Annotated in this window: 20 protein-coding genes, 1 tRNA gene and 2 other annotated features; of the genes, 8 read left to right on the top strand and 13 right to left on the bottom strand. The window is 44.3% G+C overall.

The window, feature by feature from the left end:
- Positions 1-182 precede the first annotated feature (182 nt).
- Genes IGK85_RS11630 through IGK85_RS11645 form a run of 4 tightly spaced genes read right to left on the bottom strand, consistent with a single transcriptional unit; the run spans position 183 to position 4,138 of the window.
- On the bottom strand, positions 183-1,013 hold the full coding sequence (locus IGK85_RS11630) for an energy-coupling factor transporter transmembrane component T family protein (RefSeq protein ID WP_005234547.1): 831 nt from the start codon (positions 1,011-1,013) through the stop codon (positions 183-185).
- Entirely contained in the window at positions 1,003-2,712 is a 1,710-nt protein-coding gene (locus tag IGK85_RS11635; RefSeq protein WP_008379154.1) for an ABC transporter ATP-binding protein, read from the bottom strand. Before IGK85_RS11635 ends, IGK85_RS11630 begins: the two co-directional genes overlap by 11 nt.
- A gap of 26 nt (positions 2,713-2,738) precedes the next feature.
- Entirely contained in the window at positions 2,739-3,293 is a 555-nt protein-coding gene (locus IGK85_RS11640; RefSeq protein ID WP_008379155.1) for an ECF-type riboflavin transporter substrate-binding protein, read from the bottom strand.
- On the bottom strand, positions 3,290-4,138 hold the full coding sequence (locus IGK85_RS11645) for an SAM hydrolase/SAM-dependent halogenase family protein (protein ID WP_008379156.1): 849 nt from the start codon (positions 4,136-4,138) through the stop codon (positions 3,290-3,292). Before IGK85_RS11645 ends, IGK85_RS11640 begins: the two co-directional genes overlap by 4 nt.
- A gap of 92 nt (positions 4,139-4,230) precedes the next feature.
- Positions 4,231-4,470, bottom strand: a binding site (T-box leader).
- 631 nt (positions 4,471-5,101) lie between these two features.
- Here IGK85_RS11645 and IGK85_RS11650 point away from each other — a divergent pair.
- A tRNA-Leu gene (locus IGK85_RS11650) sits at positions 5,102-5,183 on the top strand.
- A gap of 93 nt (positions 5,184-5,276) precedes the next feature.
- On the opposite strand, the gene IGK85_RS11655 is transcribed toward IGK85_RS11650, so the two are convergent.
- The gene (locus IGK85_RS11655) at positions 5,277-6,929 is read right to left on the bottom strand and encodes a peptide ABC transporter substrate-binding protein (RefSeq protein WP_086373195.1); all 1,653 of its coding nucleotides are present in this window, start codon (positions 6,927-6,929) and stop codon (positions 5,277-5,279) included.
- 562 nt (positions 6,930-7,491) lie between these two features.
- Between IGK85_RS11655 and IGK85_RS11660 the strand changes: the two genes are divergently transcribed.
- On the top strand, positions 7,492-7,944 hold the full coding sequence (locus tag IGK85_RS11660) for a DIP1984 family protein (protein WP_005234539.1): 453 nt from the start codon (positions 7,492-7,494) through the stop codon (positions 7,942-7,944).
- 234 nt (positions 7,945-8,178) lie between these two features.
- Here IGK85_RS11660 and IGK85_RS11665 read toward each other — a convergent pair whose 3' ends face one another.
- The 4 genes from IGK85_RS11665 to IGK85_RS11680 form a co-directional block, all read right to left on the bottom strand.
- On the bottom strand, positions 8,179-8,895 hold the full coding sequence (locus IGK85_RS11665) for an NADPH-dependent F420 reductase (RefSeq protein ID WP_008379159.1): 717 nt from the start codon (positions 8,893-8,895) through the stop codon (positions 8,179-8,181).
- Positions 8,888-9,949, bottom strand: a complete 1,062-nt coding sequence (locus IGK85_RS11670; protein ID WP_008379161.1) for an LLM class flavin-dependent oxidoreductase — start codon at positions 9,947-9,949, stop codon at positions 8,888-8,890. Before IGK85_RS11670 ends, IGK85_RS11665 begins: the two co-directional genes overlap by 8 nt.
- A gap of 154 nt (positions 9,950-10,103) precedes the next feature.
- The gene (locus tag IGK85_RS11675; protein WP_008379164.1) at positions 10,104-10,466 is read right to left on the bottom strand and encodes a TIGR02328 family protein; all 363 of its coding nucleotides are present in this window, start codon (positions 10,464-10,466) and stop codon (positions 10,104-10,106) included.
- A 14-nt stretch (positions 10,467-10,480) separates the two neighbouring features.
- A complete protein-coding gene (locus IGK85_RS11680; RefSeq protein WP_008379166.1) occupies positions 10,481-11,449 on the bottom strand; it encodes an NADP-dependent oxidoreductase in 969 nt (322 codons plus the stop codon).
- 267 nt (positions 11,450-11,716) lie between these two features.
- Here IGK85_RS11680 and IGK85_RS11685 point away from each other — a divergent pair, with 267 nt between their 5' ends.
- A complete protein-coding gene (locus IGK85_RS11685; protein ID WP_429972251.1) occupies positions 11,717-12,796 on the top strand; it encodes an ABC transporter substrate-binding protein in 1,080 nt (359 codons plus the stop codon).
- Positions 12,797-14,401 (top strand): amidohydrolase, encoded by a 1,605-nt coding sequence (locus tag IGK85_RS11690; protein ID WP_008379171.1) that lies wholly within the window; start codon positions 12,797-12,799, stop codon positions 14,399-14,401.
- A 117-nt stretch (positions 14,402-14,518) separates the two neighbouring features.
- Here the strand turns inward: IGK85_RS11690 and IGK85_RS11695 are convergent, their stop codons facing one another.
- The 3 genes from IGK85_RS11695 to IGK85_RS11705 are packed head-to-tail and all read right to left on the bottom strand — an operon-like array spanning position 14,519 to position 18,696.
- Positions 14,519-15,949 carry a glycoside hydrolase family 1 protein gene (locus IGK85_RS11695; RefSeq protein ID WP_008379173.1) on the bottom strand — a complete coding sequence of 477 codons (1,431 nt, stop codon included), beginning with the start codon at positions 15,947-15,949 and terminating at the stop codon, positions 14,519-14,521.
- Between the two features lie 28 nt (positions 15,950-15,977).
- Positions 15,978-17,849 carry a beta-glucoside-specific PTS transporter subunit IIABC gene (locus IGK85_RS11700; protein ID WP_429972252.1) on the bottom strand — a complete coding sequence of 624 codons (1,872 nt, stop codon included), beginning with the start codon at positions 17,847-17,849 and terminating at the stop codon, positions 15,978-15,980.
- The gene (locus IGK85_RS11705; RefSeq protein WP_008379178.1) at positions 17,839-18,696 is read right to left on the bottom strand and encodes a PRD domain-containing protein; all 858 of its coding nucleotides are present in this window, start codon (positions 18,694-18,696) and stop codon (positions 17,839-17,841) included. Before IGK85_RS11705 ends, IGK85_RS11700 begins: the two co-directional genes overlap by 11 nt.
- A gap of 721 nt (positions 18,697-19,417) precedes the next feature.
- On the opposite strand from IGK85_RS11705, the gene IGK85_RS11710 reads away from it, so the two are divergent.
- Both IGK85_RS11710 and IGK85_RS11715 read left to right on the top strand, forming a co-directional pair.
- Complete coding sequence (locus tag IGK85_RS11710; protein WP_005234527.1) at positions 19,418-19,564, top strand: hypothetical protein; 147 nt, start codon at positions 19,418-19,420, stop codon at positions 19,562-19,564.
- 219 nt (positions 19,565-19,783) lie between these two features.
- Positions 19,784-20,368, top strand: a complete 585-nt coding sequence (locus IGK85_RS11715; protein WP_005234526.1) for an SOS response-associated peptidase — start codon at positions 19,784-19,786, stop codon at positions 20,366-20,368.
- Positions 20,369-20,450: 82 nt separating this feature from the next.
- On the opposite strand, the gene IGK85_RS11720 is transcribed toward IGK85_RS11715, so the two are convergent.
- Entirely contained in the window at positions 20,451-21,056 is a 606-nt protein-coding gene (locus IGK85_RS11720; RefSeq protein WP_008379180.1) for a short chain dehydrogenase, read from the bottom strand.
- A 201-nt stretch (positions 21,057-21,257) separates the two neighbouring features.
- Positions 21,258-21,489 (top strand) — a binding site (T-box leader).
- Between the two features lie 49 nt (positions 21,490-21,538).
- Here IGK85_RS11720 and IGK85_RS11725 point away from each other — a divergent pair.
- A complete protein-coding gene (locus IGK85_RS11725; protein ID WP_008379183.1) occupies positions 21,539-22,378 on the top strand; it encodes a MetQ/NlpA family ABC transporter substrate-binding protein in 840 nt (279 codons plus the stop codon).
- Between the two features lie 138 nt (positions 22,379-22,516).
- Positions 22,517-23,428: a LysR family transcriptional regulator gene (locus IGK85_RS11730; protein ID WP_008379185.1), complete on the top strand. Its 912-nt coding sequence runs from the start codon at positions 22,517-22,519 to the stop codon at positions 23,426-23,428.
- Positions 23,429-23,525 lie beyond the last annotated feature (97 nt).

Consider the following 23,525-nt stretch of genomic DNA (forward strand, 5'->3'; position numbering starts at 1 on the left):
AAACGCAGACCTAGCAGCAACTGGCTTTAGCAAATGTAGCACTCGCTAAAGTCAATTGACTGACTGTCCTGCGTTTTTTGTCTCGATCATTTATGGGACCGGATGAATCAGAGTTGATTCATCCGTCCCACTTTCATTATTGACAATGAGTCCGTTTTTTTAAGTTTTCATGTGTTGATTTGTTAACGAAACGGATTGTAGAAGCGTCCGCCATTAAGGACCATCAAGAACAATCCAAGTGCAACGATCAAGCAAACGACTGCAATCGCCAAGAGATCTTTGCCTTGGATCGGCTTAGCTTTCAGCCAGGTACGCTGCTTATGCTTGCCAAACCTTCTTAGCTCCATGGCAGCAGAAATATGGTCGATCCGTTCCAAGCTGGAAAAAATCAAAGGAATCGCGATCGCGACATTGCCTGCCACTCGTTTGCGCAAAGGTGCTTTTTTAGAAAGCTCCACGCCACGTGCTTGCTGCGCTTTGGCAATGGTTCGAAAATCCTCTTGAATATCAGGGATGTAACGCAAAGCCAGTGCGACTGCATAGGCGATCTTGTAGGAAATCCCGATGCGGTTGATACTGGACGCCAACTCGCTTGGATTAGTGGTAAACAGGAAAATCAACCCTGGCGGAATCGTGACAAAATATTTGATCAACAGATTCAACTCATAAAACACTTGCTCTTGGGTCAATGTATACCGACCGATCCCTTCGAAAATCACGTGGCGCGTCCCATAGATCTCCACCCCGTATTCTGGAGCGAAAAGATAGACCGCCACCAAATTCAAAATCGAAAAGAAGATGATAAATTTCAACACAAAAGCGATATCTCGGTAGCGAATTCCAGCACTGGCAAATAGAAAGACCGAAAACAATGCCAGTCCAATAAGAAAACGCGTATCATAAGAGATCATCCCGATAACGGATAGCAGCAAAAAACAAATCAGTTTTGCGGCACCGCTTAATTGGTGGATCCACGTTTTGCGGTCAAGATAGCCGATTAGATTACTCTCCATCGTGTCCCTCCTTCTCGCTGGCAATGAAGGCGGCAGTAAAAGCGGCGGGATCTGTCAGCTGGTTAAGGGTCGCCAGTGTGTACAAGCTGGTTTCTTTGAGGTTCGCGGCACTCACCACTTGTTTGTCTGCTAAAACAACTTCTGGCGGTGCGTCCAGCAAAATCGTTCCTTGCGTCAAAACGATCGTCCGCTGTGTATACTCCAACATCAGGTGCATATCGTGGGTGATCATAACGATCGTTAATCCCCGCTGGTTCAACTCCTGTAAGAATTGCATCATTTCGGTGTAATGGCGATAGTCTTGTCCTGCTGTTGGCTCATCCAATAAAATGAGTTCAGGATCTAAGACGAGGATCGCTGCAATGGCGGCTCGGCGTTTTTGCCCATGACTTAGTGCCGACAATGGCCATGAGCGAAACGGATAAAGACCACAAATTTTCAAGGTCTGATGAACTTTTTCTGTGATTTCAGCCTCTGGGACATTTCGGTTGCGCAAGCCTAAGGCAACTTCGTCAAACAGGAAGTTTTTTGACAGCATTTGATTGCTGTTTTGCAAAACATACCCGATTTTTTGCGCTCGTTCTTTGATGGAATCATTGCCCATGTCTGTTCCTTGCCAAAGCAACTTGCCAGAAGTCGGTGTCAAAAAGCCGGTAATCAAATGGGACAAGGTCGATTTTCCTGCGCCATTATGCCCAACCAAACTAATCATTTCTCCTTGATGGATGGTAAAATCCAGTGCCTGCAAGATTGGTTTGCCCACTTGGTAAGAAAACGATAAATTCTTCGCTTCCAACAACGGCGGCTGTTGGCTAGGAAGTGCCGATTTCGGATATTCCTTTTGAAACCTAGTCAGTTTTTCGGCAATCTCAGGTGATGCAAATGCTTCTACCGCGACCAAATCAGCAGCATCGGTCACAGGAACCCCCGCTTTTTTTAAGGCGGCTAAATACAGTGGTTCACGAATGCCCACTTGCTGCAGCATGTCCGTTTTTAATAGTTCATTCGGTGTACTGTCGGCAATGATGCGGCCTTCTTCCATCACGATGATGCGATCGACAGCGGCGGCTAACACTTCTTCTAAGCGATGTTCGATGATGATGGTGGTAAAACGCTTCTCTTGATACAGCTGGTCGATCATTTTGATGGCTTCCACACCTGTTTGCGGATCTAAGTTGGCTAGCGGCTCATCAAACAGTAGAATCGGTGTTTCATCGATCAAAACACCTGCCATTGAAACACGCTGCTTTTGGCCACCCGATAATTCCTGCGGTTTTTTTGCCAAATGATCCATTAAGTCGGTCTTTTCTGCCCAAACGCGCAGCGCCTCCTGCATCACAGCTTGACTACGCTGATCGTTTTCCAAGGAAAACACGATATCTTCTGCTACGGTCAAGCCTACAAATTGGCTATCGGTGTCTTGCAGCACCGTGCCGACGGTCAAAGACAGCTCGTAGATGGAAGCTTGCCCAAAGGCATTGGTACCGATCGTCAATGCTCCGGTACTACTACCTTCGTCATTTTGCGGGATCAAACCGTTCAAACATTTTCCTAATGTACTTTTGCCAGAACCGCTAGCACCGACGATCAGGACTTTTTCTCCTTCATAGATCGTTAGATCGATGTTTTTCAAGGTCGGTTCCGCTTGTGCATCATATTGGAAAGAAAAATTCGTAAATTGAATGATTTTTTGTTTCATTTTTTAGCCTTCACACATTTCTTTGTTTAGGATTCCTTGCTCAAGCTGCCTTTTTTGGTTTTGGTTTGGGCATAGGCTTTTAGCAGGATCACTCCGATTATCCCAGTTACGACTGTGTTGGTCAATCCCGCAATGACTCCTTGCGCAAAGACTTTGTTCGCTGGTTCGCCATAGATCAAAATATCACCGATTGGGGCAATGATCACCCAGACGACCAAATTTGCGATCGATTCGCCAATCAAGAAGGTCCGAATTTCTTTAGCGCCAAAGGTTCCTTGCTGGATTGGAATCCAACGAGTCAAAAGTCCGAAGAACACCCCTAAGATCCCTGAGGCGGCGATCCAAGACCACCATGGACCATAAGTCGTCAAATCTCCTAGGGCATGGCCGATAAAGCCCGCTAAACCAGCAACGATTGGACCGTAGACAACGCCTAATAGTGCCAAGAAAGGATAGGCTGTGGCGATATCTGTATTTGGAAAACCAGTTGGAATCGTGACGAAACGTTTTAAGACGAAAAAGACGGCAGCACCGATTCCGATAGCAACAATGTGTTTTACTGTAAATTTTGATTGATTCATTTTTCATTTCTCCTTTTTTTGAGGGTAATTTTCCAATTCGTGCCAGTCCCGATTTTATAGGTTTCAGCAAATGAAGCCAAGTTGAGCCCTAAACCAATATTCAATAGGGAATTGACATATAAGACAGGTTCATTTTCCGACACTTGCGCAAAAGAGCGTCCGAAGCGCACTTCTTCTTGATAACGCAGCGTATCTTGGTAATAAATACTGACGAGCAGCGGCTCATTGTACTGTACCTGCCATTGCTTAAAGAACGTATGGGGAATATTCGTCCACAACGAACCAAAACGAATATCAAGAATATCGATCGTGCCAGTGATCGTTTCTGCTGTTTGGCTTGGCTTTTCAATGGCAAAGACTTGGATCGCTTTTTTAGGTTCGGGTGTTCCTAGCTCATCAAAGCTGATGGCGCCACTGGCGAGACGCGCGGCGTTATACATATAAACATCCCGACCATGAAATGTATGGCTTTCGGCTGATCCTGCCAACCGCTCAGTTGCCTCATTGATCACCCGTAGTTCAGTGATTCCGATATAAGTCGCTAAATAAGTCAGTGTGCCATTATCTGGTGTCAAAACCAACTGTCCGGTCGCCAACTTGGCAACCACACTTCGTCGATCAGACCCTACGCCAGGATCGACCACTGAAACAAAGACCGTTCCTGCCGGCCAATAGGTGACGCTTTGCAGCAGACGATAGCTGGCATCATGAATGTTGTATGGCTCGATCTCATGAGTCAAATCAGCAATGACCAGCTCCGGTGCCACTTGATAAGCTACCCCGTACATCGCATTAACCGCTCCATCTTGCAAACCAAAATCGGTTTGAACCACTAATTTGTGCATTTTTCTCTCCTCCCAACAACCTTTCTCCTTTTTAACAAAACCTGCGCTTGAAACAGCTGACCGTGCAGACACAAAAAAAGCCCTTAGCCAAAGCTAAGGGCATCACCTGCGGTACCACCTTAATCTGCAAAACCTTCACAGGCTTCACCTCATTCAGTACCCGAAAACACTCGGAGACTGTCGCTTGTTAACGGGGCAACCGTATTTTCCTAATTAGTCAGAAAATCCGCTCCAAAGTCATTTTCAAATCATTCGTTGTCGTTCCTTCCCACCTACCGGAACTCTCTGCTAGACAACTTCCTTGATTCTACTTTCTTTTTCATCGCGTTTGCATTTTGTTTCATTTAAATTATCAAAGCTTGTGCCTTTTGTCAATTCTCTTTTAAGAAAAAATTCAAACAGAAGGCATAATTTGTCAAAAGATTCACGCAATTCCTAAATTTCGCTCGAAAATTCTTCATATTTTCTCGGTATGATACTTGTATACCAACAAACAACCCTAACACTTTTTCATTTTTACTCCTTCCCGCCAGTCCCCGCTGGCGGGCTCCTTTTTGTCTTCTGACTGTTTTACATGGTTTCACTTTTTCTTGGCGATTTCTTCTCAGAATTCTGTTTGATTCGTCAACTTTTTTTCACATTTTCACGCTATTATAAATGCATACCAACAAACAACCCTAACACTTTTTCATTTTTACTCCTATCCCGTCAGTCCCCGCTGGCGGGCTCCTTTTTGTCTTCTGATTGTTTTATCTAGTTTCACTTTTTCTTGGCGATTTCTTCTCAGAATTCTGTTTGATTCGTCAATTTTTTTTCACATTTACACGCTATTATAAATGCATACCAACAAACAACCCTAACACTTTTTCATTTTTACTCCTATCCCGCCAGTCCCCGCTGGCGGGCTCCTTTTTGTGAGATTGGACTTGCATTTCTTCCTAGAAAGGATTATCTTTATCTTATGCGGAAGTGGCGGAATGGCAGACGCGCACGCTTCAGGCGCGTGTGAGTTTATCTCGTGTGGGTTCAACTCCCATCTTCCGCATTTAGCAGTTCAGCTTTCTGAACTGCTTTTTTTGTTGCAAAAAGCGCATGTTCATCGAATAAACATGCGCTCTTCATTCAGCTATTTTTCTCCTTATTCACTGACATAGGCGGTGCGGAAAAAGAAATGCGCGCCATAGGCTGGGAATTGGATGTCTTTTACATTTGATTTGATCAGATAATTTGAAGCACTCTGGTATAGAGGGACTTGCGCAGCATCTTGTTCCAACAAAATTTCTTCTGCCGCTTTGTAATCTTCAAAATATTGATCGGGGTCATTGGCATGAACGGTGCGAGCATCTTCCGTCAATGCCGTATATTCTTCGTTGACATAGCCGCCGTAGTTAAAGGAAGCGCCATTTTTGTATAAGATAAAGAACATATCCATGTCACTACTTCCAGCGATCCAGCCAGAAACGGAAAGCTCGTAATCACTATTTGCTCTTGATTGATTCAAGCTGGCACGTGGCTGTTTGTTGATGGAGATCGACAAGCCTGGCAAGTTTTCTTGCAGTTGGCTTTGCAAGTACTCCCCGATTTTTTGACCATTGTCATCATCTGTCACTAATAAACGCAACGTCGTACTTTCGCCAATTTCCGCTTGGGCTTTTTCCCACTCTTCCTTGGCCGCCTCTAAATCATACAAGTTGTAATCACCGCTATATGCTCGAAAATCTTCGCCAGTATTTGGATTCGTAGCTAAGCCGGTGGGGACCAGCCCGTTTAAAACTTTCGCTCCATCGTTCAACACATTATCCACGAGACTTTCTTTGTCGATCGCCAACGCGATCGCTTTACGCACATGAACATTTGCCAAGGCATCGTTGGCCGTTTTGTTAAAGTCTAAGAAAAAGTTCGCAACATCATTTTGCGTAACTAGCTCTTCATTGTCTCCATATTGTTGAACGTAGATCCCACTGATTTTTTGCAAATCCAGGTCGCCGCTTTCAAACAATTGGATCCCAGTATTTTCTTCTTTGATGGTGGAGCCTTTGATCTCCTCCAATTGAACGACATCAGCATCATAGTATTGGTCATTTTTCACCAATGTCCACTCATCCCCAGTCTGTTGCCAATCGGTCAAGGTAAAGGGACCAGAATACAGCAAATCTTCACTTGTACGAGCATAGGTATCACCTTTTTCTTCAACAAAGGCTTGGTTTTGCGGTGCCAACCAGCCGATGGAAATCAAGGATAAAAAGGATGGCTGTGGCTGCTCCAACTGCACGATAAAGGTCGCGTCATCTGGGGTCTCCAGACCAATCGTTTCTATATCAGCATTGCCTTCACGAATGTCTTTACTATTAACTACATTATCTAACAAATAGGCGTTAGGTCCCATCGTTGCTGGATCGACTAACTTTTTCCACGCATAAGCAAAGTCAGCTGAAGTGATCGCTTCGCCATTGCTCCACTTCGCATCCTCTCGCAAGGTAAAGGTATAGGTTTTGCCATCTTCACTGATTTCGACTCCTTCTGCCAAGCCCGGAACTGGTTCACTGTTTTCATCGAAACGGTAAAGCCCTTCGAATAAATGTTGAACGATGGTAAATGTTGCTTTATCCGTCGTTTGAGTCGTATCGAGAGTCGTCAGCTCAGCCGGTAGACTCACCGCAATCGCTTGATTCGGCGCTCCGTTAGTTTCAGCCTCTGATCCCTCGGTATTTCCTGTTGTCGTGCAGCCGGAAAGGGTCAACCCAATCACTCCTGCTGCAACCAATAAACGCTTCTTCCAGATCATTTCCATTCTTCCTCCTATGTGATTGCGCAACCAACGCAAGTGTTTTTCATGACGGCAAAAAACGCATTCATCGATAAAAAGAAAAAACCTCATCCCTTTGCTTATCAATTTTGACAAACAAAGGGACGAGATTTTCGTGTTACCACCCTTTTTCGCACCATCCTCACAAATGGCACCTCAACAGTACGCTAAGATACTTGGCACGATAACGGCTGCTTTCCGTCTGATTTGCGTGAACAAATCAGATCACTCAGAGCTCATCTTCACTTTTTTTCTGCTGCCCTTTCTCACCATCCGGGTTCTCTTCTAACAGATTCCAAAGCTACTCTTCTCTTCATCGTCTTTCTTTTTATCTAAAAAACAGGTAAATGACGTTTTTTTGTCTATTTCATGATTGTTATAAAGTATACTATTGGTGTTTTTGGAAGTCAACAAGAATTGCGAATATTCAGTTTTTTATGATTTTTCTGGCAGACCTTTTTTTGCATCTTGCTTGCCTTTCATCACGTTCTTCTCTAGGATAAGAACTAGATAAGCTGTTCTCATTTGTAAAAAGGAGTGTGCCAAAATGAAATTAGCAGAAGCGTTACTTTTAAGACGGGATTTGAACAATCGTCTGTTTCAATTACGTAACGAGATCTCTAGCAGTGTGTTAGTCCAAGAAGGCGATACCTTGGATCGTAGTATCACAGAATTGTTCAAGGAATACGATGAGATCAATCAACAATATTCAGAATTAGTCGTTGCCATCAATCGGAAAAATGCGACTGCCTCTTTAGCAGATAGTGCGTTATTGCTGATGGAAGCACTAGAACAGCGAGAACAGCTGCGCCGCAAGCATGCACTGCTAACGCAAGCACTGGATGAAACCAAAGCAGCTCCCCGAATAGGTCGCAACGAAATTCGACTGGTGCGTACGATCGATACAAAAACGCTAACGGAGCAATTGAATGCGACCGCCAAGCAGCTGCGAGAATTAGATGGAAAGATCCAACAAACCAACTGGCTGGTCGATCTTTAATCAATATGGGTGGGTGTCAAAGGCGAGCACAAAGCAGGTACAGGCTGATATGTACACTATGGAACGTCTGGCAGAGACGTAAACGTAACAACCACTGCTTACGAATCACAATCGTAGCAATCACATTGTATTTTTTAGCGACCACGTGCTGATTTGACTGGATGGGAAAACCCTCTTCTTTTTTGAGAAGAGGGTTGTTTTTATCGTATCCAGTCGTACATGGAGGCGGCTCTTTTACTGCGAAGCCTGCTGCTTGTTACTCACAGCGGAAGGACGCGCCAGAAACGCTTGCCCTTTCTCACTGCTCCAAAACTCCTTCATCAATGCCGTCAATCCCTCTTTGTTTTGATTGGCTCCGAAGAAAGGGCTGTCGGGTTCTAACATGATGCCATTAGCTAAAGCACCGATAGGAAAGGGATCAAAACCGAAAGCGGCAACGATTTCGTCTGTCTGATCGAGGGCGGTTTGGTCATCACCAGCAATGGCGATGGCTTTTTTGGTAGTTCCTTGAGCAGCCGTTCTCGTCAGCAAGGATTCCTCTTGGATGTCGTGGTACCCCATATGATTGAATCCTTTGACTACTTTACTTTGGGAAAAATAGCGTTGCACACGTTCCGAAGAAGTCTGCTCGATGGATGAGTATTCTGTTTCTTTGCCATCGACTTCCCACCAATAATTCATGGCATCGATCACTAGCTTGCCAGCCAATGCTTCTGCCGGCAGCTGTTGGTACTTACTCAATGGGATTGCCAAAATGATCGTTTGAGCTTCCGCCATCACTTCAGCGGCATTTTTTGCGATCGCTCCCGGAGCCAACACAGAAACGGACAAGGCGATTTTTTCTGCTGGCTTCGTACTGGCGATCAAGACCCGATAGCCCGCCTGGGCACCAAGATTTGCGAGCGCTAAGCCTAACTTGCCTGCGCCTAAAATACCGATGGTTTTAGGCATTGCCATCACCTGCTGCCAACAATTCTTTCACCCGTGGAATCACTTTGGTTCCATACAATTCAATCGTTTTGAAACGGTCTTTTTGCAGTTGTCCGCCAGTACCGTATACCAGATCAAAGCGTTCTACTCCGACTTGCGGCATCATACGAGCGATTTTTTGCGCCACGGTTTCTGGACTGCCTACATAATAAGACCCATGTTCGACTTCAAAGTCAAAGCGCTCTTTGCTCATGGCTGGCCAGCCGCGATCAAGACCGATTTTGTCCATGCTCTTTTTGATGTAATTCCAGCCGATTTCATAGGCTTCTTCGTCGGTATCGGCGATCACACCATGAGAGTGCATGCCGATTGGCAAAATCGGTTGCCCTAGTTGCTGCGCTGCCTTTTTATATAGGTCAACATAGGGCGCAAAACGAGCGGGTTCGCCACCGATGATCGCTAACATAACAGGAAACCCATAACGGACGGCACGAATGATCGATTCAGGGGTTCCACCGACACCCACATAGGTATCTAGTTGATGCCCCTCAATTTTTGGAAAAACGTCGGCATGTTTTAAGGATTGCGTAAACTTGCCTTCCCAAGTTAATGGTTTGCCTTTTCTCAATTCACTGAACATTGCTGTTTTTTCTTCAAATAGTTCTTCATAATCTTGCAAGTCATAGCCGAATAGAGGAAATGATTCAGTAAAAGATCCTCGTCCCAGCATGATTTGTGCGCGACCGTTCGACAACGCATCAACGGTCGCGAACCGTTCGTAGACCCGCACGGGATCATCCGAACTCAAGACAGTTACACCGGTACCTAATTTGATGGTTTTGGTAACCATTGCTAAAGCCGCTAGTACCGTATCAGGACTTGAGATCGAATATTCTTCCCGATGGTGCTCCCCTAAGGCAATGACATCGATGCCGACTTCATCGGCTAATTTTCCTTCCGCTACGATATTGCGCAACGATTCGCTGTAACTGATCCGTTCTTTCGTTGTATCATCAAAGGCTAGATCGCCAAAAGTATCTAACCCAAATTCAAGATTTCTATGATTGATGGTCATTTTCTTTTCCTCATTTCTCATTACTGATTCTCTGTTCTCACTATAACAAGGAACAAAAAAAGTTGCGAACAATATGCTTACTTTTTGTAAGTTAACGATTTTAAAGCGAAAAAAAACACTTTCCCGAACAAAAATTCAGGAAAGTGTTTGGTCTTTAAAGATAGATCCCCTTATGATGGAGATTCACTAAGCATTCTTCCAAGTATGCTTCATCATGTTCTGGATAGATCGGCGTAGTCAAAGGAACAGCTTGAACGGAGGGTTCCAGCGGCAGATTTTTGCCACGATACGCTGGATCGTACCATTCAGGTGCTGGCCGATAGCCTCGACGAGTCATTTCATCCAGCACTAACTGATGGTATTGAAACAATTTATAGGGTGGATGAGTAAAAACGTAATCGACGGTTGCATGCTTCTTGCCCCAGCCTAACCCTCGTAAGGCTGCTGCTTCACGATGCTGGCCTAACAGCTGCTGCCGAGGCAAAGCAGGTATCAGTGCTTCATGCCATAAGCGCATCGGTTCAGCCTCCTTTATTCTGCGTCTTGGCTGATGAAATTGTCTTGATTTTCAATAACGATCTTGCCGACCGCATGATGTGTCTCACTCAATGCGTGGGCATCGTAAATTCCTTGTGCCGTCAATGGGAAGGTTGCACCGATGACACTGGTGACTTTTTCTGCTTCGATCAGCTCTGTCAATTCTGCCAATTGTTTGCCGTTGGTTCGTAACCAAACTGCTTTGGCGAAGATGTCTTTTTCTTTTGCCAAGTCTTCGTCTTCAATACTCAAAATCGAGATCAGACGGCCCTTAGGTTTTAAGACAGTGAAACTTTTCTTCTGGGTGTCGCCCCCCATCGTATCAAAGACCAAATCGATGTCTTGCAAGACTTCTTCAAAATCTGTCGTGTGGTAATCGATGATCTCATCGGCACCAAGTTTTTTTAATAACTCATGGTTACGAGGACTAGCCGTCGTGATGACGTAAGCGCCAGCTGCTTTTGCTAGTTGGATCGCATAGGTACCAACTCCGCCTGCTCCGGCATGGATCAAGACTTTTTCCCCTTCTTTTAAACGACCGTGTTCAAACAACGCTTGGTAAGCAGTCAAACCAGCTAATGGCACTGCAGCTGCTTCTGCGTAGTTTTGGTTTTCTGGTTTAATCGCTGCTAACTCAGCATCCACGATGGCATAATCAGCATACGTCCCAAAACGAGTCGTTTCAGGGCGGGCATAGATTGCATCACCAACTTTGAATTCTGTCACGTCAGCGCCTATTTCTACGATATCCCCTGCGACATCCCATCCTAAAATAATTGGGAAGTCCCATGGAAACATTTGTTTCAAATAGCCTTCTCTTAATTTCCAATCGATTGGGTTGATGGATGTTGCGGCAACTTTGACTAATAATTGATTTGCTTTTAATTCTGGTAATTGGACCGTTGCTTCTTTTAATTGGTCTTTTCCACCATAGGCTTCAATAACGACAGCACGTGTTTCCATTGATGCTTCACTCCTTACATTCATTCTTCATCAAAGAGAGGTTCCTGTTTTTCCATCCCTTGATTTCTCACTTCCCTAGCTTAGGCAAAAGGAAGAAATTTGACAAATGATATGTTTGGAAACTGCCGCAGCCACCTGGCCATTCCTCCTGCTAAGCCTTGAAAGAAACGGGTTTATTTTTTCTTCATTTTTTTATTGCCTTTTCTTTAAAAATCAATTACGCTACTCAAGAAATACGAAATTGTAAAGAAAGAAGGAATTGATGAATTGAAAAGGTTGTGGGTATTTTTTGGCGGTGTGATCGGCATCACCGCATTGCTGTTTTTCGGTGCTTCGGTGTTAACGAAAGAATCGGGGGCAGCAACGTCGTCCGACAAAAATACAGTGATTATTTACAATTGGGGCGAATATATTGACCCCGAATTGATCAAAACATTCGAAACTGAGACTGGTTACTCAGTGATTTATAATACATTTGACTCCAACGAAGCGATGGAAACAAAAATCAAACAAGGCGGCTCACGCTATGATTTGGTTTTCCCTAGCGAATCGATCATTCCGAAAATGATCGAAGAAGGACTGTTAGTGCCTTTAGATCATCAGAAATTGACGGGAACGGAAGATCTGTCGCCTTTTTTGATGGATCAAGCCTTTGATCCAAACAATACCTATTCGATCCCCTATTTTTGGGGCACGATCGGGATCATGGCAAATACTGAAGAAGTCGATGTTTCTTCGATCCATGGCTGGGGGGATTTATGGAACCCTGCATTTAAAAATGATGTATTGATGGTGGATGGTGCTCGCGAAACCTTAGGAATCGCGTTACAGACGCTCGGTCTTTCCCAAAATGAAAAAGACCCGACCAAAGTCGCCAAAGCCTTGAAGAAGCTGGAAAGTATCCGTCCCAATGTCAAAGCAGTTTTGACCGACGAGATCAAAACCTTGATGATCAACAACGATGCCCCTTTAGGAATCGGGTATTCGGGCGATGCCGCTTATGTGATGGCGGAAAATCCTGCCGTCACCTATATCGTTCCCAATGACGGCGGTGCGATTTGGACAGACAATTTTGCGATCCCGAAAACCGTTGGTAATCTTGAAGGAGCCTACGCCTTCATCAATTTTATGCTCCGCCCAGAAAATGCCGCACAAAATGCCGAATACGTAGGCTATGCCACGCCGAGTGAAACGGCCAAAGCCATGCTGCCGGGTGAACTGACTGCTGACAAAGCTTTCTACCCTGAGCCAAGTGCGATGGAACAAATGGAACATTATGAATACTTAGGAAAAGAAGCGGTTGAGCTTTACAACGACCTTTTCCTTGAATGGAAGTTGGGATTATAATTGTCACTATTACTAAAATCTGAACACATCTTTGATACCAAAACGAAAACGACTTTTGCGGGCTTTCTCCTGATAGAAGACCAGAAAATCACGGCTGTGGGTCCTCTTTCAGCGCTGCCAACACTTGCTGAAGACACCCAGGTCATTGATCTCAAAGAACAAATGATCATCCCGGGCTTTATTGATGCTCATGTTCATTTTTATCTTTCCGCATTACTCCATCAAGGGGCACTGACCCATCTTACGGGAGTGACAGAAGAAGCCGTTGCCCAGCAAGTGCCCGCGCTGCCCATCACACATGGATGGAAAATCGGCATCGGCTGGTTCAGCAGTGATTTCGGTCAGCAAGTCTACCCAACGAAAGATTCGATCGACAACTATTGTGCCGACACGCCTGTCATGCTGATTTCCGGTGATGCCCACAGCATTTGGTTAAATAGCCAAGGGATCGCTGCTTTAGGGATCACACCTGAGAACTTGCCAACGGGGATCAGCGGGGAGGCATTGCTTGACGAAAACAGCGGACAATTAAGCGGCTGCTTTTTAGAAGCGATCGCCATTCATTATTTAGCAGAGGTCTTACAGTCATTCCAAGCGCAAAGCTCTGCTGCTTTTCTGACCTATATGAAACAGCTCAATCAATACGGCATCACGACGATCGGCGATGTTGCCTTGACAGGAGAAAGCTGGGACGATTTGGTCTACCCCAATCTTTATCGACAAACGGAAGCAGAAGCGACCTTGCGCGCTGTCTTTTATCCAGCCATGCGAGAAGACATCACGCAACTAAAAGAAACTTACCGTACGTATCGCTCCGAAAAAGTACAAATGGGCGGCGTCAAACAATTTTTTGACGGCGTGACGAGTACGCACACGGCTTTTTTAAAAGCGGAATATGAAACACCGTATTTTGCTGGTGATGTCGGGATGCCGTTGATCGATGTTCAACGGATGCGCCGCTTTATATTACAAGCTAACCAGCAAGACTGGCCGATGCGCATCCATACCATCGGTGATGAAGCGATTCGACAAGCACTCCTCTTTTATCAAGAAAGTGCTGCTGCTCACCCGCTTTCTAAAGGCAAAGCCAATACCTTGGAACACTTGGAAGTGATGGATGCCGCCGATTTGCCACTAGTTCGCCAAGAACAACTAGTACTCTCCGTACAGCCTAGCCATCTATTAGTCGGTTATGAGACCCTCGATGAAGAAGTAGGACCTCAGCGTGCCAGTCAAATGTTTCCTTTTCAATCCTTTCTAGAGCAAGGTGCCACCTTGGCTTTTGGGACTGATACGCCGGTCGTGATCGACGTGACCCCTTTAGACTCGCTGTATTATGCGGTTGCTCGGCAAGAAAAAAATGGCCAGCCAGCAGGCGGATTGATGCCACAGGAAAAAATCACCATCGCCGATGCCCTCTATGCCCACACCGCAGGCGCCGCCAAAGCCTTGAGTCGGCAAGATATCGGTCAATTAGAAGTTGGCTGTTTAGCCGATCTTTGTATTTTGTCACAAAACATCTTGCCTTTAACTGCCGAAGAATTGCTTCAAACGACCGTTGAAGCCACCGTATTTGATGGACGATTTGTTTATTGGGGCAACTAACATGAACCCCTGATATGGACCACGCGTGTTTTACGCGTGGTTTTTGTTTTGTACGCGCTGAAATTGATACGCAAAAAAACTCCAGCACTTGTACACCGCAAGTACTGGAGTATTTAATCATAAGCCGTTTCGTTCAATCACTTTTTGATACCAATAGAAACTGTCTTTTTTCTTTCTATCTAAAGTCCCTGTCCCGTCGTCATATTTATCCACAAAAATGATGCCATACCTTTTTTTCATTTCTCCTGTAGAAGCACTGACAATATCAACGGCACTCCAAATCGTGTAACCAATCAACTCGACACCATCATCGATGGCTTTCTCCATTTCAGCAATATGCTTTTCTAAATAATCGATGCGATAATCATCATGAATCTGTCCATCTTCAGCAACAGTTTCTGAAACCCCGATCCCATTTTCCACGATCATCAATGGCAGTTGGTAGCGATCATAAATATCATTCAACGCAATTCTCAATCCTACTGGATCAATCATCGCATTCCATTCCGTCTGCTCTAGATAAGGATTATTTACGCCTGAACCGCCAATCATACTGTGCCCATTTTTGGTAACTTTCTCATCTGCAGAGACACAAAGTGTTAGATAGTAACTAAACGTGTAGTAATCCACTGTTCCCTTAGCTAGGATCGCTTGATCTTCTGGTGCAAACTCGATTGCAAAGCCATGATCAGCAAAATATTTCTTTGCATAATAAGGATATTTCCCTGTGACCTGCACATCGCCACAAAATTTCGAGTGCATATTTTCTTCTTGTTTGGCTAGTAATACATCATTTGGATGGCTAGTATAAGGATAGCGTGGCATATAAGAAATCATACAGCCGATTTTCAGGTCTGGATAATGCTCATGTCCGTAAGCGACAACCTTTGCACTGGCAACAAATTGATGATGCAGGGCTTGGTAGCGTTGCTGTAGATTATCCGGCTGATTGATAAATTCAGATTCACCAACTTGCAGTCCCAGTGATAAAAAGTTTCCGATACTTAAGGTGGCCGTGTTGATTTCATTAAAAGTGATCCAATAGTTTACTTTTTCGTGATAGCGTTCCAACAACACCGCCGCATATCTCGCATAAAAGTCGATCACTTCACGACTCGCCCAACCATTGTATTCTTGGCTCAAATATGCGGGAACATCAAAATGAGCAATGGTTACAATTGGTTCAATCCCGTACTTCCGACACTCGTCAAACACGCGATCATAAAAGGCCAGGCCTTCTTCATTCGGTTCAGCGTCGTTGCCCTTGGGAAAAATTCGGGTCCAGTTGATAGACATGCGGAAAGCTTTAAATCCAGCTTCTGCAAACAATGCAATATCTTCTTGATAATGATGATAAAAATCAGTTGCTTCGTGGCTTGGATACAACAACTCTTCTTCAATTTTTGCTGTGATTTTCCGAGAAGTCGTATGGCTGCCACCGCTGATCAAGTCAGCACAAGCGAGCCCTTTTCCGCCCTCATTATAGCCGCCTTCATATTGGTTTGCCGCCGAAGCGCCGCCCCATAAAAAATGTTTTGGGAAACTCATTGCTGTCATCCTTTCTTCTTTCTAATGGTTAAAAAATGGCTAATAACTGATCGCCAGCTTTAATTTCTTGCTGTTGGGCAAGTGCCACAACATCTAAGAAGTCTGCCGTATTGGTAACAGTGATCATAACGGTATCTTCATACCCTGCCTGAGCGATTTTTTTTGCATCAAAGTGCAATAATGTTTCTCCCATAGTGATTTGATCACCTTCATTGACTAGTCGTTCAAAGGCACTTCCTTGCATATTCACCGTATCAATACCGATGTGGATCAGAAGTTCAATCCCCTCGGTACTGGTAAGTCCAATCGCATGATTTCCTGGAAAAACGGCAGAAACCTGTCCCGTAAATGGGGCAATCACCTGTTGATCTTGTGGCTTAACAGCAATTCCTTTACCTAATGCCAATGAAGCAAACGCCTGATCATTGGTTTCTGTCAATGGAACGGCAGTTCCTTTTAAAGGTGATAATACAATTTTTTCAATCGCTGATTGTTCTTTCTTCGTTTCAGAAGAAACATCAGTTGCTTTGGCTGTCACATCTTGCGCTCCAGATTTGACTGCTTGCGGCTGATTATTATTAGGAAAATCTGCATCTTTGACCATGACCCAGGTGTAAGCAAAGGCAATCGCAAAAGTAATCAACGAGCCGATCAGCGCATGAAACACACTGCTGTATGATGGAAGCGCCACAAATGAAGCAATGACTACTGGCGTATTGATTTTCATCAAACCAAAATAAAGTCCCCCAGCAGCACCCCCAAGGATCATTCCGACAATCGGTTTTTTCAGACGTAAGGTTACTCCGTACAAAGCAGGTTCAGACACACCCATCAAGGCAGTAATTGCCGATGAAAAACTCACTTGTTTAAATTCCGTATCCTTAGCTTTGATTCCAGCCGCTAAACAAATCGCTGCTTCGGCAGCCAATCCAAGCAGCATACCAGGGACGATCAAATCATCATACCCGTACGTTGCCAAAGAAGTTAATAAAATAGGGGTCAGCGTCGTGTGCATGCCCGTCATTACTAGCAATTGAGCAAAGGCACCCATAAACAAGACGGCTAACGGACCAAAATTGTTTGTTAAGTAGTTCAAAAACTGTGACACATAGTTGCCGATCGTCACACCTAATGGTCCGATTAGCAATAGAGCCAGCGGTGTGATCACGATGATGGCGATCAATGGACGTAGAATAAATTTGACACTGTTCGGTAAAATCCGATCGGCGAACCGATAGACATAAGACATAACCCAGACACTTAATAAAACTGGCAAAACGGAGGCATTGTAGCTCACATTCGGTACGAGCAATCCAAATAATGTGATTCCTCCTTCTTGGCTAAGAAGGGCCGTCAATCCTGGCATCACAAAAATCGCTCCGACGTAGCTTCCTAAGAAAGGATCAATTTTCAATCGTTTGGCCACAGAATTTCCTAAATAAACGGGAATGAAAAAGAAGGCTGCTTGCGATACTTGATACAATACGAGATACGTATCGTCAGTTGCAGCTAAAATTCCTGATAACTCCAATAGTGAAAGGACCACTTGCAGCATTCCTCCAGCTGCTATGATTGCAATCATCGGTGTAAAACAGCCTGCGATAAAGTCAAGGAGTCGTGAGATGATCGATTGATCGCTACTGCTTTGATCAGCCGTCGTTTCTGTCGTCGGTAGTTGAGCGTATACACTCGATACATCTGGCCCAATAATCACTTGGTATTGACCATTTCCCTGAACGAGTCCAGTCACTCCTTTTAACTGTTTGATTGCTTCACTGTCAGCTTTTTTGTCGTCGGCCAGCGTGAAACGCAGTCTTGTTGCACAGTGGGTCACGTGCTGGATATTTTTACCACCGCCGACATTTTCATAAATTTCATTGGCTAGTTTTTTATAGTCCATTGTTTTTCTCCCTTTCTCCTTGTTCCGTCAATTTCTGGATATGGAGTGATAGATAAATTTCTTCATTTTCTGAGATGCTGATATCATACGTATTTTTGATATAAACCTTGATTTTTTCCACACAGTGAAACGCTTGCGGATACATCTTCTCAATTTGTGCATAGAGCGTCGACGCTTCATAGCTGGGAAGTGTATGATTGATCACATTTTGTGCAAAATAGTGCAGATGCGTGACAAAGCGAGAATAATGGAAACTATTCTCATCAAAATTTTGTTTGTACTCATACTTTACGATCGTCAGTACGTCTTCTATAAATTTCGCGATTTGATTGGTAACCGCCATATCCTTCTTTTGTGATTGGACATTTACAAAATGCAATGCGATGGAGATCGCTTCTTCTGTTGGTACATCGATCGCTAGTTCTTGCTCCATAAGCTGGACAGCATACACCCCAATGGCATATTCATCGGGATAAAATCGCCGAATATCCCATTGCAAAGGACTATGAAAAGTCATTTGCTGCTTGATCCTATGAACAGTGAAATCAATATGATCCAGCAAAGTCAAATAAATATAGTCGCTGACTGCTAAGCGATAATTCTGTTTGGCATAAGCCACGATTTTAGCAACGATCGCTACGTATTTCGGATCGCATTTTCCTAATTGATAGCTAAAATGTTCCAACATTGCGTGAGTATCCAATACAAAAATCTTTTCAAAATCTTGTTCTTCTACATCATCTCCTACCTTCTTATTGAAGCTGATGCCTGTAGAAAATCCGATAATTTCATTGCTGCCTTTCTTTAGTAAGACAACATTATTATTTAAAAACTTCTTTATTTTCATGATTTCCTCCACCTTAAAAACACTAAAAAACCTCATACTCCACCCTTGGTGGAATATGAGGTTTGCCTTCTTACAGTAACACGCCTCTTGGTCACAGCACTTCTGTAACCGTTATCTAATTACATCGGTATCATAGCACTTCAAAAAAAACTTGTCAATCGCTTCCTTAAATTTTTTCACACGATCGCTAAGCCACCGTTGAGCTTCTCACAAAAGCTATTTTTGTCAGACTGGTGTTTTAAGAACAACTTTTGCTTTTTTTAATCCCCAAACCAGCAACTTGCCGGCACAATAAACAACAATCTTCGTGCTTATGCAGCGCTTGAATCATCGTTTCTTTCTACAAACCATTTTTTGAGGGGAAAATGTCTCAATAACACGCAAATACAAAAATAGATTCTCTTCTCTACTTTTGACACCTATCTTAGCTATTCCTCGATTGGTCTATTTGTTTAAATTTCAAAACAAAACAGCTTTCATTCTTTGTCCTTCTATGCTGGAAAGCAAGTAGCAGTAACTTTATACATCTAGGTTCCTTCGTCTTTCCTTTCAAATGCGCATTGGTCTATTCCACACCTCCTCCCTTTATCTCTCAATCTTTTCTTAAGCGTTTGAACAATTTCTTAATAAAATAACTAACAAAAAATAAACTTTTACTATATCTCTTGAATGTAAGCGGTAAATTTGTTATTATTACGAAGGATAAGGAGGTGTTTATCGATTGTATGCGATTAAAATCTTTCATGGTTATCTAACCGCCGAAGGAAAAAGAACACGGGACAAAACAATTGCATTGACCTATACTTGCAGAGAAGATGCTGAACGTTTCGCAAATAAAATCGGCGGGAGAGTTAAAAAAATTGGCTAACCAACTAGAATAAAAAAGGCTGTCAACCTCAGTAGGTGACTGCCTTTTTTTGTTATCTGATTTCTTTTAACTCTTTTCGCGGTACTAACTTTTTACATAACCGTCCCTATCCTTTCCTTGTCGAATCACGCTGTGAAGCAAGTTAGTTGGTTTTGACGCCTTGAGTCTTTATACTGAAACAAAGGCACCAGCCAATCCAAAAAAAGGAGTGACCTGTCCATGTGCGGCCGATACTTATTTGATCCATCAACTGGCGAATTGTCAGAATATTATCAAGAAGCCGCGGCGAAAGCCCGCAAGCGCCAACAGACTGTCGCTATCAATGATGTTTTCCCCTCCAATCACGTCGTAACCATCGGTGCAAATCAACAACAACAAGTTGTAGCTGGTGTGACAAGATGGGGCTTTACCGGCTTTAAAAAAGGGCATTTGATGATCAATGCGCGTTCTGAGACCGTTGAAGAGAAACCGACTTTTCGCCAGCCTTTCCAAGAGCATCGCTGTGTCTTTCCGATGTCTGGTTTCTATGAATGGAATCATGAAAAGGAAAAGTTCCTCTTTTCGCAAGATCACGTGATTTATGCTGCTGGTTTTTATCGCATCCTTCAAAAAGAGGATCAGATCGAAACCGAATCAATCATTCTAACGACTGCCGCGAACGATTCTGTTGAACCAGTCCACGATCGAATGCCTCTGTTCTTAGAAAAAGAAGCGATTGCTTCTTGGATCAATGACTTGGCTTTTGCTCGCCAACAACTCAAAGCAGAAATGCCCAAGCTGAAAACCCAATTGCTCTCTTCTTAACTGCTTGCTACTTCTTTTTCAGCAGAACAAAAACCGCCAAGTCAGCTTTGATTTGGCGGTTTTTTTCTACTTCTGCTTTTCCTTAATAAACGGTGAAGGTCTTGCCAGTCATGATTCCAAAGACTGCTTTTTGATACGCTGCAAAAACGGGTGCGTCACCAACGGGAATAAAGCCTTTGAAAGAATCGGCGAAGGTTTCCCAAGAGCCCACAAGCGCATTGGGACTGACTGCATTGATTCGTATCCCCTGACCGATCTCAAAAGCTGCCGATGCCACGAAGGCTTCTAAACCGCCGTTGACCAGTGCTGAAGGCGTGCCCATTGGGATAAATTCGTCTTTGATAATTCCAGAAGTCAGCGTGATACTGCCACCTTCATTGAGAAAATGCTGGCCAATCAACGCAAGGTTGACTTGTCCTTGCAGCTTCGAAGCCACCGACTGTTGAATATCTGCTGGCGTCAATTCCTCAAAGGGTTTAAACACTGTGCTTCCCGCAGCGGAAACAATGGCATCCACTTTCCCAGTGGCTGTAAATAGCTGGCTGACACTGTCTGCATCCGCAATTTCGACCTGATGATCGCCATTGCTACGGCTAGCCGTGATCAGCTCCACCTCTGGTACCTGCTGAAAGCCTTCAACTAAAAGCTGCCCAAGTGTGCCGGTATGTCCAATCAAAAGTAATTTCATTTGCTCGCCTCTTTTTTTGTTTTGTGTTTCGATTCTAACCCAACCAAGCGATTTCGACCATTCATCTGCTTTTCCTGCTTTTTAGGTCTATTCTTGCCCTTGTCCATTTGTTCCCCTACTACCTGCGTAGTGATTGGAATCACCTATCACGAAAGCAATTGACAACTTTCTCATCTTGTTCTAAGATACTACTAATTTCATACACATGCAGTGAGAAGAAGAGTACGATCCCCCCTTTCTTTCAAGAGAACTCGGAACTGGTGGAAACGAGTAAGGAAGACGATCCGAAAATGACCTTTGAGCATTCGTGGACGAACAATCCCCGACGGAGAAAGCCCGATAGCGCAATGCAGTTTATTTGATGAACTGACTGAGGTTTTTTGTTTCAGCAAAAAACAAACGAAGGTGGTACCGCGAAATGATCGTCCTTCCCAAAGACTATTCTTTGGGAAGGCTTTTTTTATAAAAAAGGAGGAAAAGTTATGAAACGAAAGATTCGATTGGGTGTGGGCATTGGTTTATTGTCCTTAGTTTTATTTGCCGGTTGTGGCAATCAAGAAGAAGTAACGGGAAATGCCGAGGAACAGCAGACAGAAATCAGATTGGGGACGACACCAGGGCCTTACAGCGAACTGTTTCTCAAAGGAATCAAACCGATTTTAGAAGAAGCTGGCTATACTGTGACGGATATTGGCTTTACTGGGGTCTTGGAAGCGGACATTGCATTGAACGATGGCGAGATCGACTTAAACGTCGATCAGCACACCGCCTATTTAGAAAACTTCAATGAAAACACGGATGCCGATTTAGTGGGTATCACACCGATTCCTACCGTTCCAGCCGGCTTGTATCCTGGCAGAAAGGACAATTTAGCAGCGATTGAAGCAAACGATACCATCGGGATCCCCAATGATCCGTCAAATAGTGCCCGGGCCCTGTTGCTGCTGCAAAAAGCCGGCTGGATCGAACTTGACCCGGAAGTGGCGCCCATTGACGCGACGTTAAGAACCATTACTGACAATCCTTATGACTTGGATATCGTTGAGATGGATTCTGCGCAAATCCCCCGCAGCTTAGCAGATTTAGACTATGCGGTGATTCCCGGCAGCATCGTTTACAGTGCTGGAATCGCTGCAGAGGAAAGCTTATTAAGTGAAGACATTTTGCAAGAGTATGAACTGGTGGCAACGGTAAAAAAAGCCAACAAAGATAGTGACTGGGCACAGGCAGTGGTGGCAGCTTATCATTCTGAAGCCTTTAAAGAACTGCTGGCAGAAGAAAATCAAACGGGTTATTGGTTTATTCCTGAAGAATTGCAATGACCGCTTCACAAGTAGCAATAGGCAGCAACTGTCGTCGTATTTTTTAAAGAAGCTTCTATTACTATAGAAGGAAAAGACATGACTACTATTGATTAGTGGACCATTCCCCGTCTGAATCTTTGTAAAGGAGGTCAAAAATTGAATATTCAACAAATGCGCATCGTGCAAGCGATCGCTGACCATGGAAGTTTTCGTGAAGCAGCCAAACGGCTGTATCTTTCGCAGCCAAGTCTTTCCCAAGCCGTGAAAGAGTTGGAAACAGAATTGGAGGTCCAGCTTTTCGAGCGTACGAATCAAGGCGCCCGCTTGACTGCCGAAGGCTCGGAATTTCTAGACCATGCCCAGCCGATCTTGAGTCAAGTGGCGCAGCTGCAAACGCGTTTTTCCAGCAAGCAAGCAGCGAGTCAAACCTTCGCTATCGCAAGCCAGCACTATGATTTCACGGCTGGAATTTTCAGTGAGCTGCTGCAGGAATTTCCCGACTGCCGCCAGTTTCGCTTATTAGAAACCACGACCTTAAAGGTGATCACGGACGTGCAACAATATCGAAGTGAATTTGGGATCCTTTATTTGAATGAGCAAAACCAAGCAGGATTGGAACGACTGCTGCAAGGCGCCCAATTGTCCTTCGAGGCGTTGGGACGGTTTCGCCCCCATGTCTTTTTGCGAGCAGCTCATCCCTTGACAGAAAAAAGGCAGCTTTCCTTAAGAGATCTCGCCCCTTATCCACAAGTACGCTTTTTGCAAGAAGATGAACGCTATTCGTTCTTCTCAGAAGATTTGATCGACTTCGCTCAAAGCCCTCAAGTGGTGCATGTCAGCGATCGAGGCACGATGGTCCAGCTATTACAACAGACGGATCTTTATGGAACCGGCTCGGGGATCGTTGCCCAACCAGAACGCCAAGACTTAGCTTTTCTTCCTTTGATCGACGCGTCCGAGGGTGAGATCATCCTCATTAAAAAGAACGATCGCCCGTTATCAGTGATCGGCGAGCGTTTCTTAGCAAAATTACGGCATCATCTTACAGCTTTTCCTATTGATATATAAGCGAAGGCCTCCTCTTCCAACTCCCCATAGATGATTGGCTGCTCCTTCGCATTATATAAAAAATCCTTGAGCCACTTCCCATGCAGGAGGCTCAAGG

Source organism: Enterococcus sp. AZ015 (genome assembly GCF_050499225.1).
GTDB lineage: Bacteria > Bacillota > Bacilli > Lactobacillales > Enterococcaceae > Enterococcus_D > Enterococcus_D entomosocium.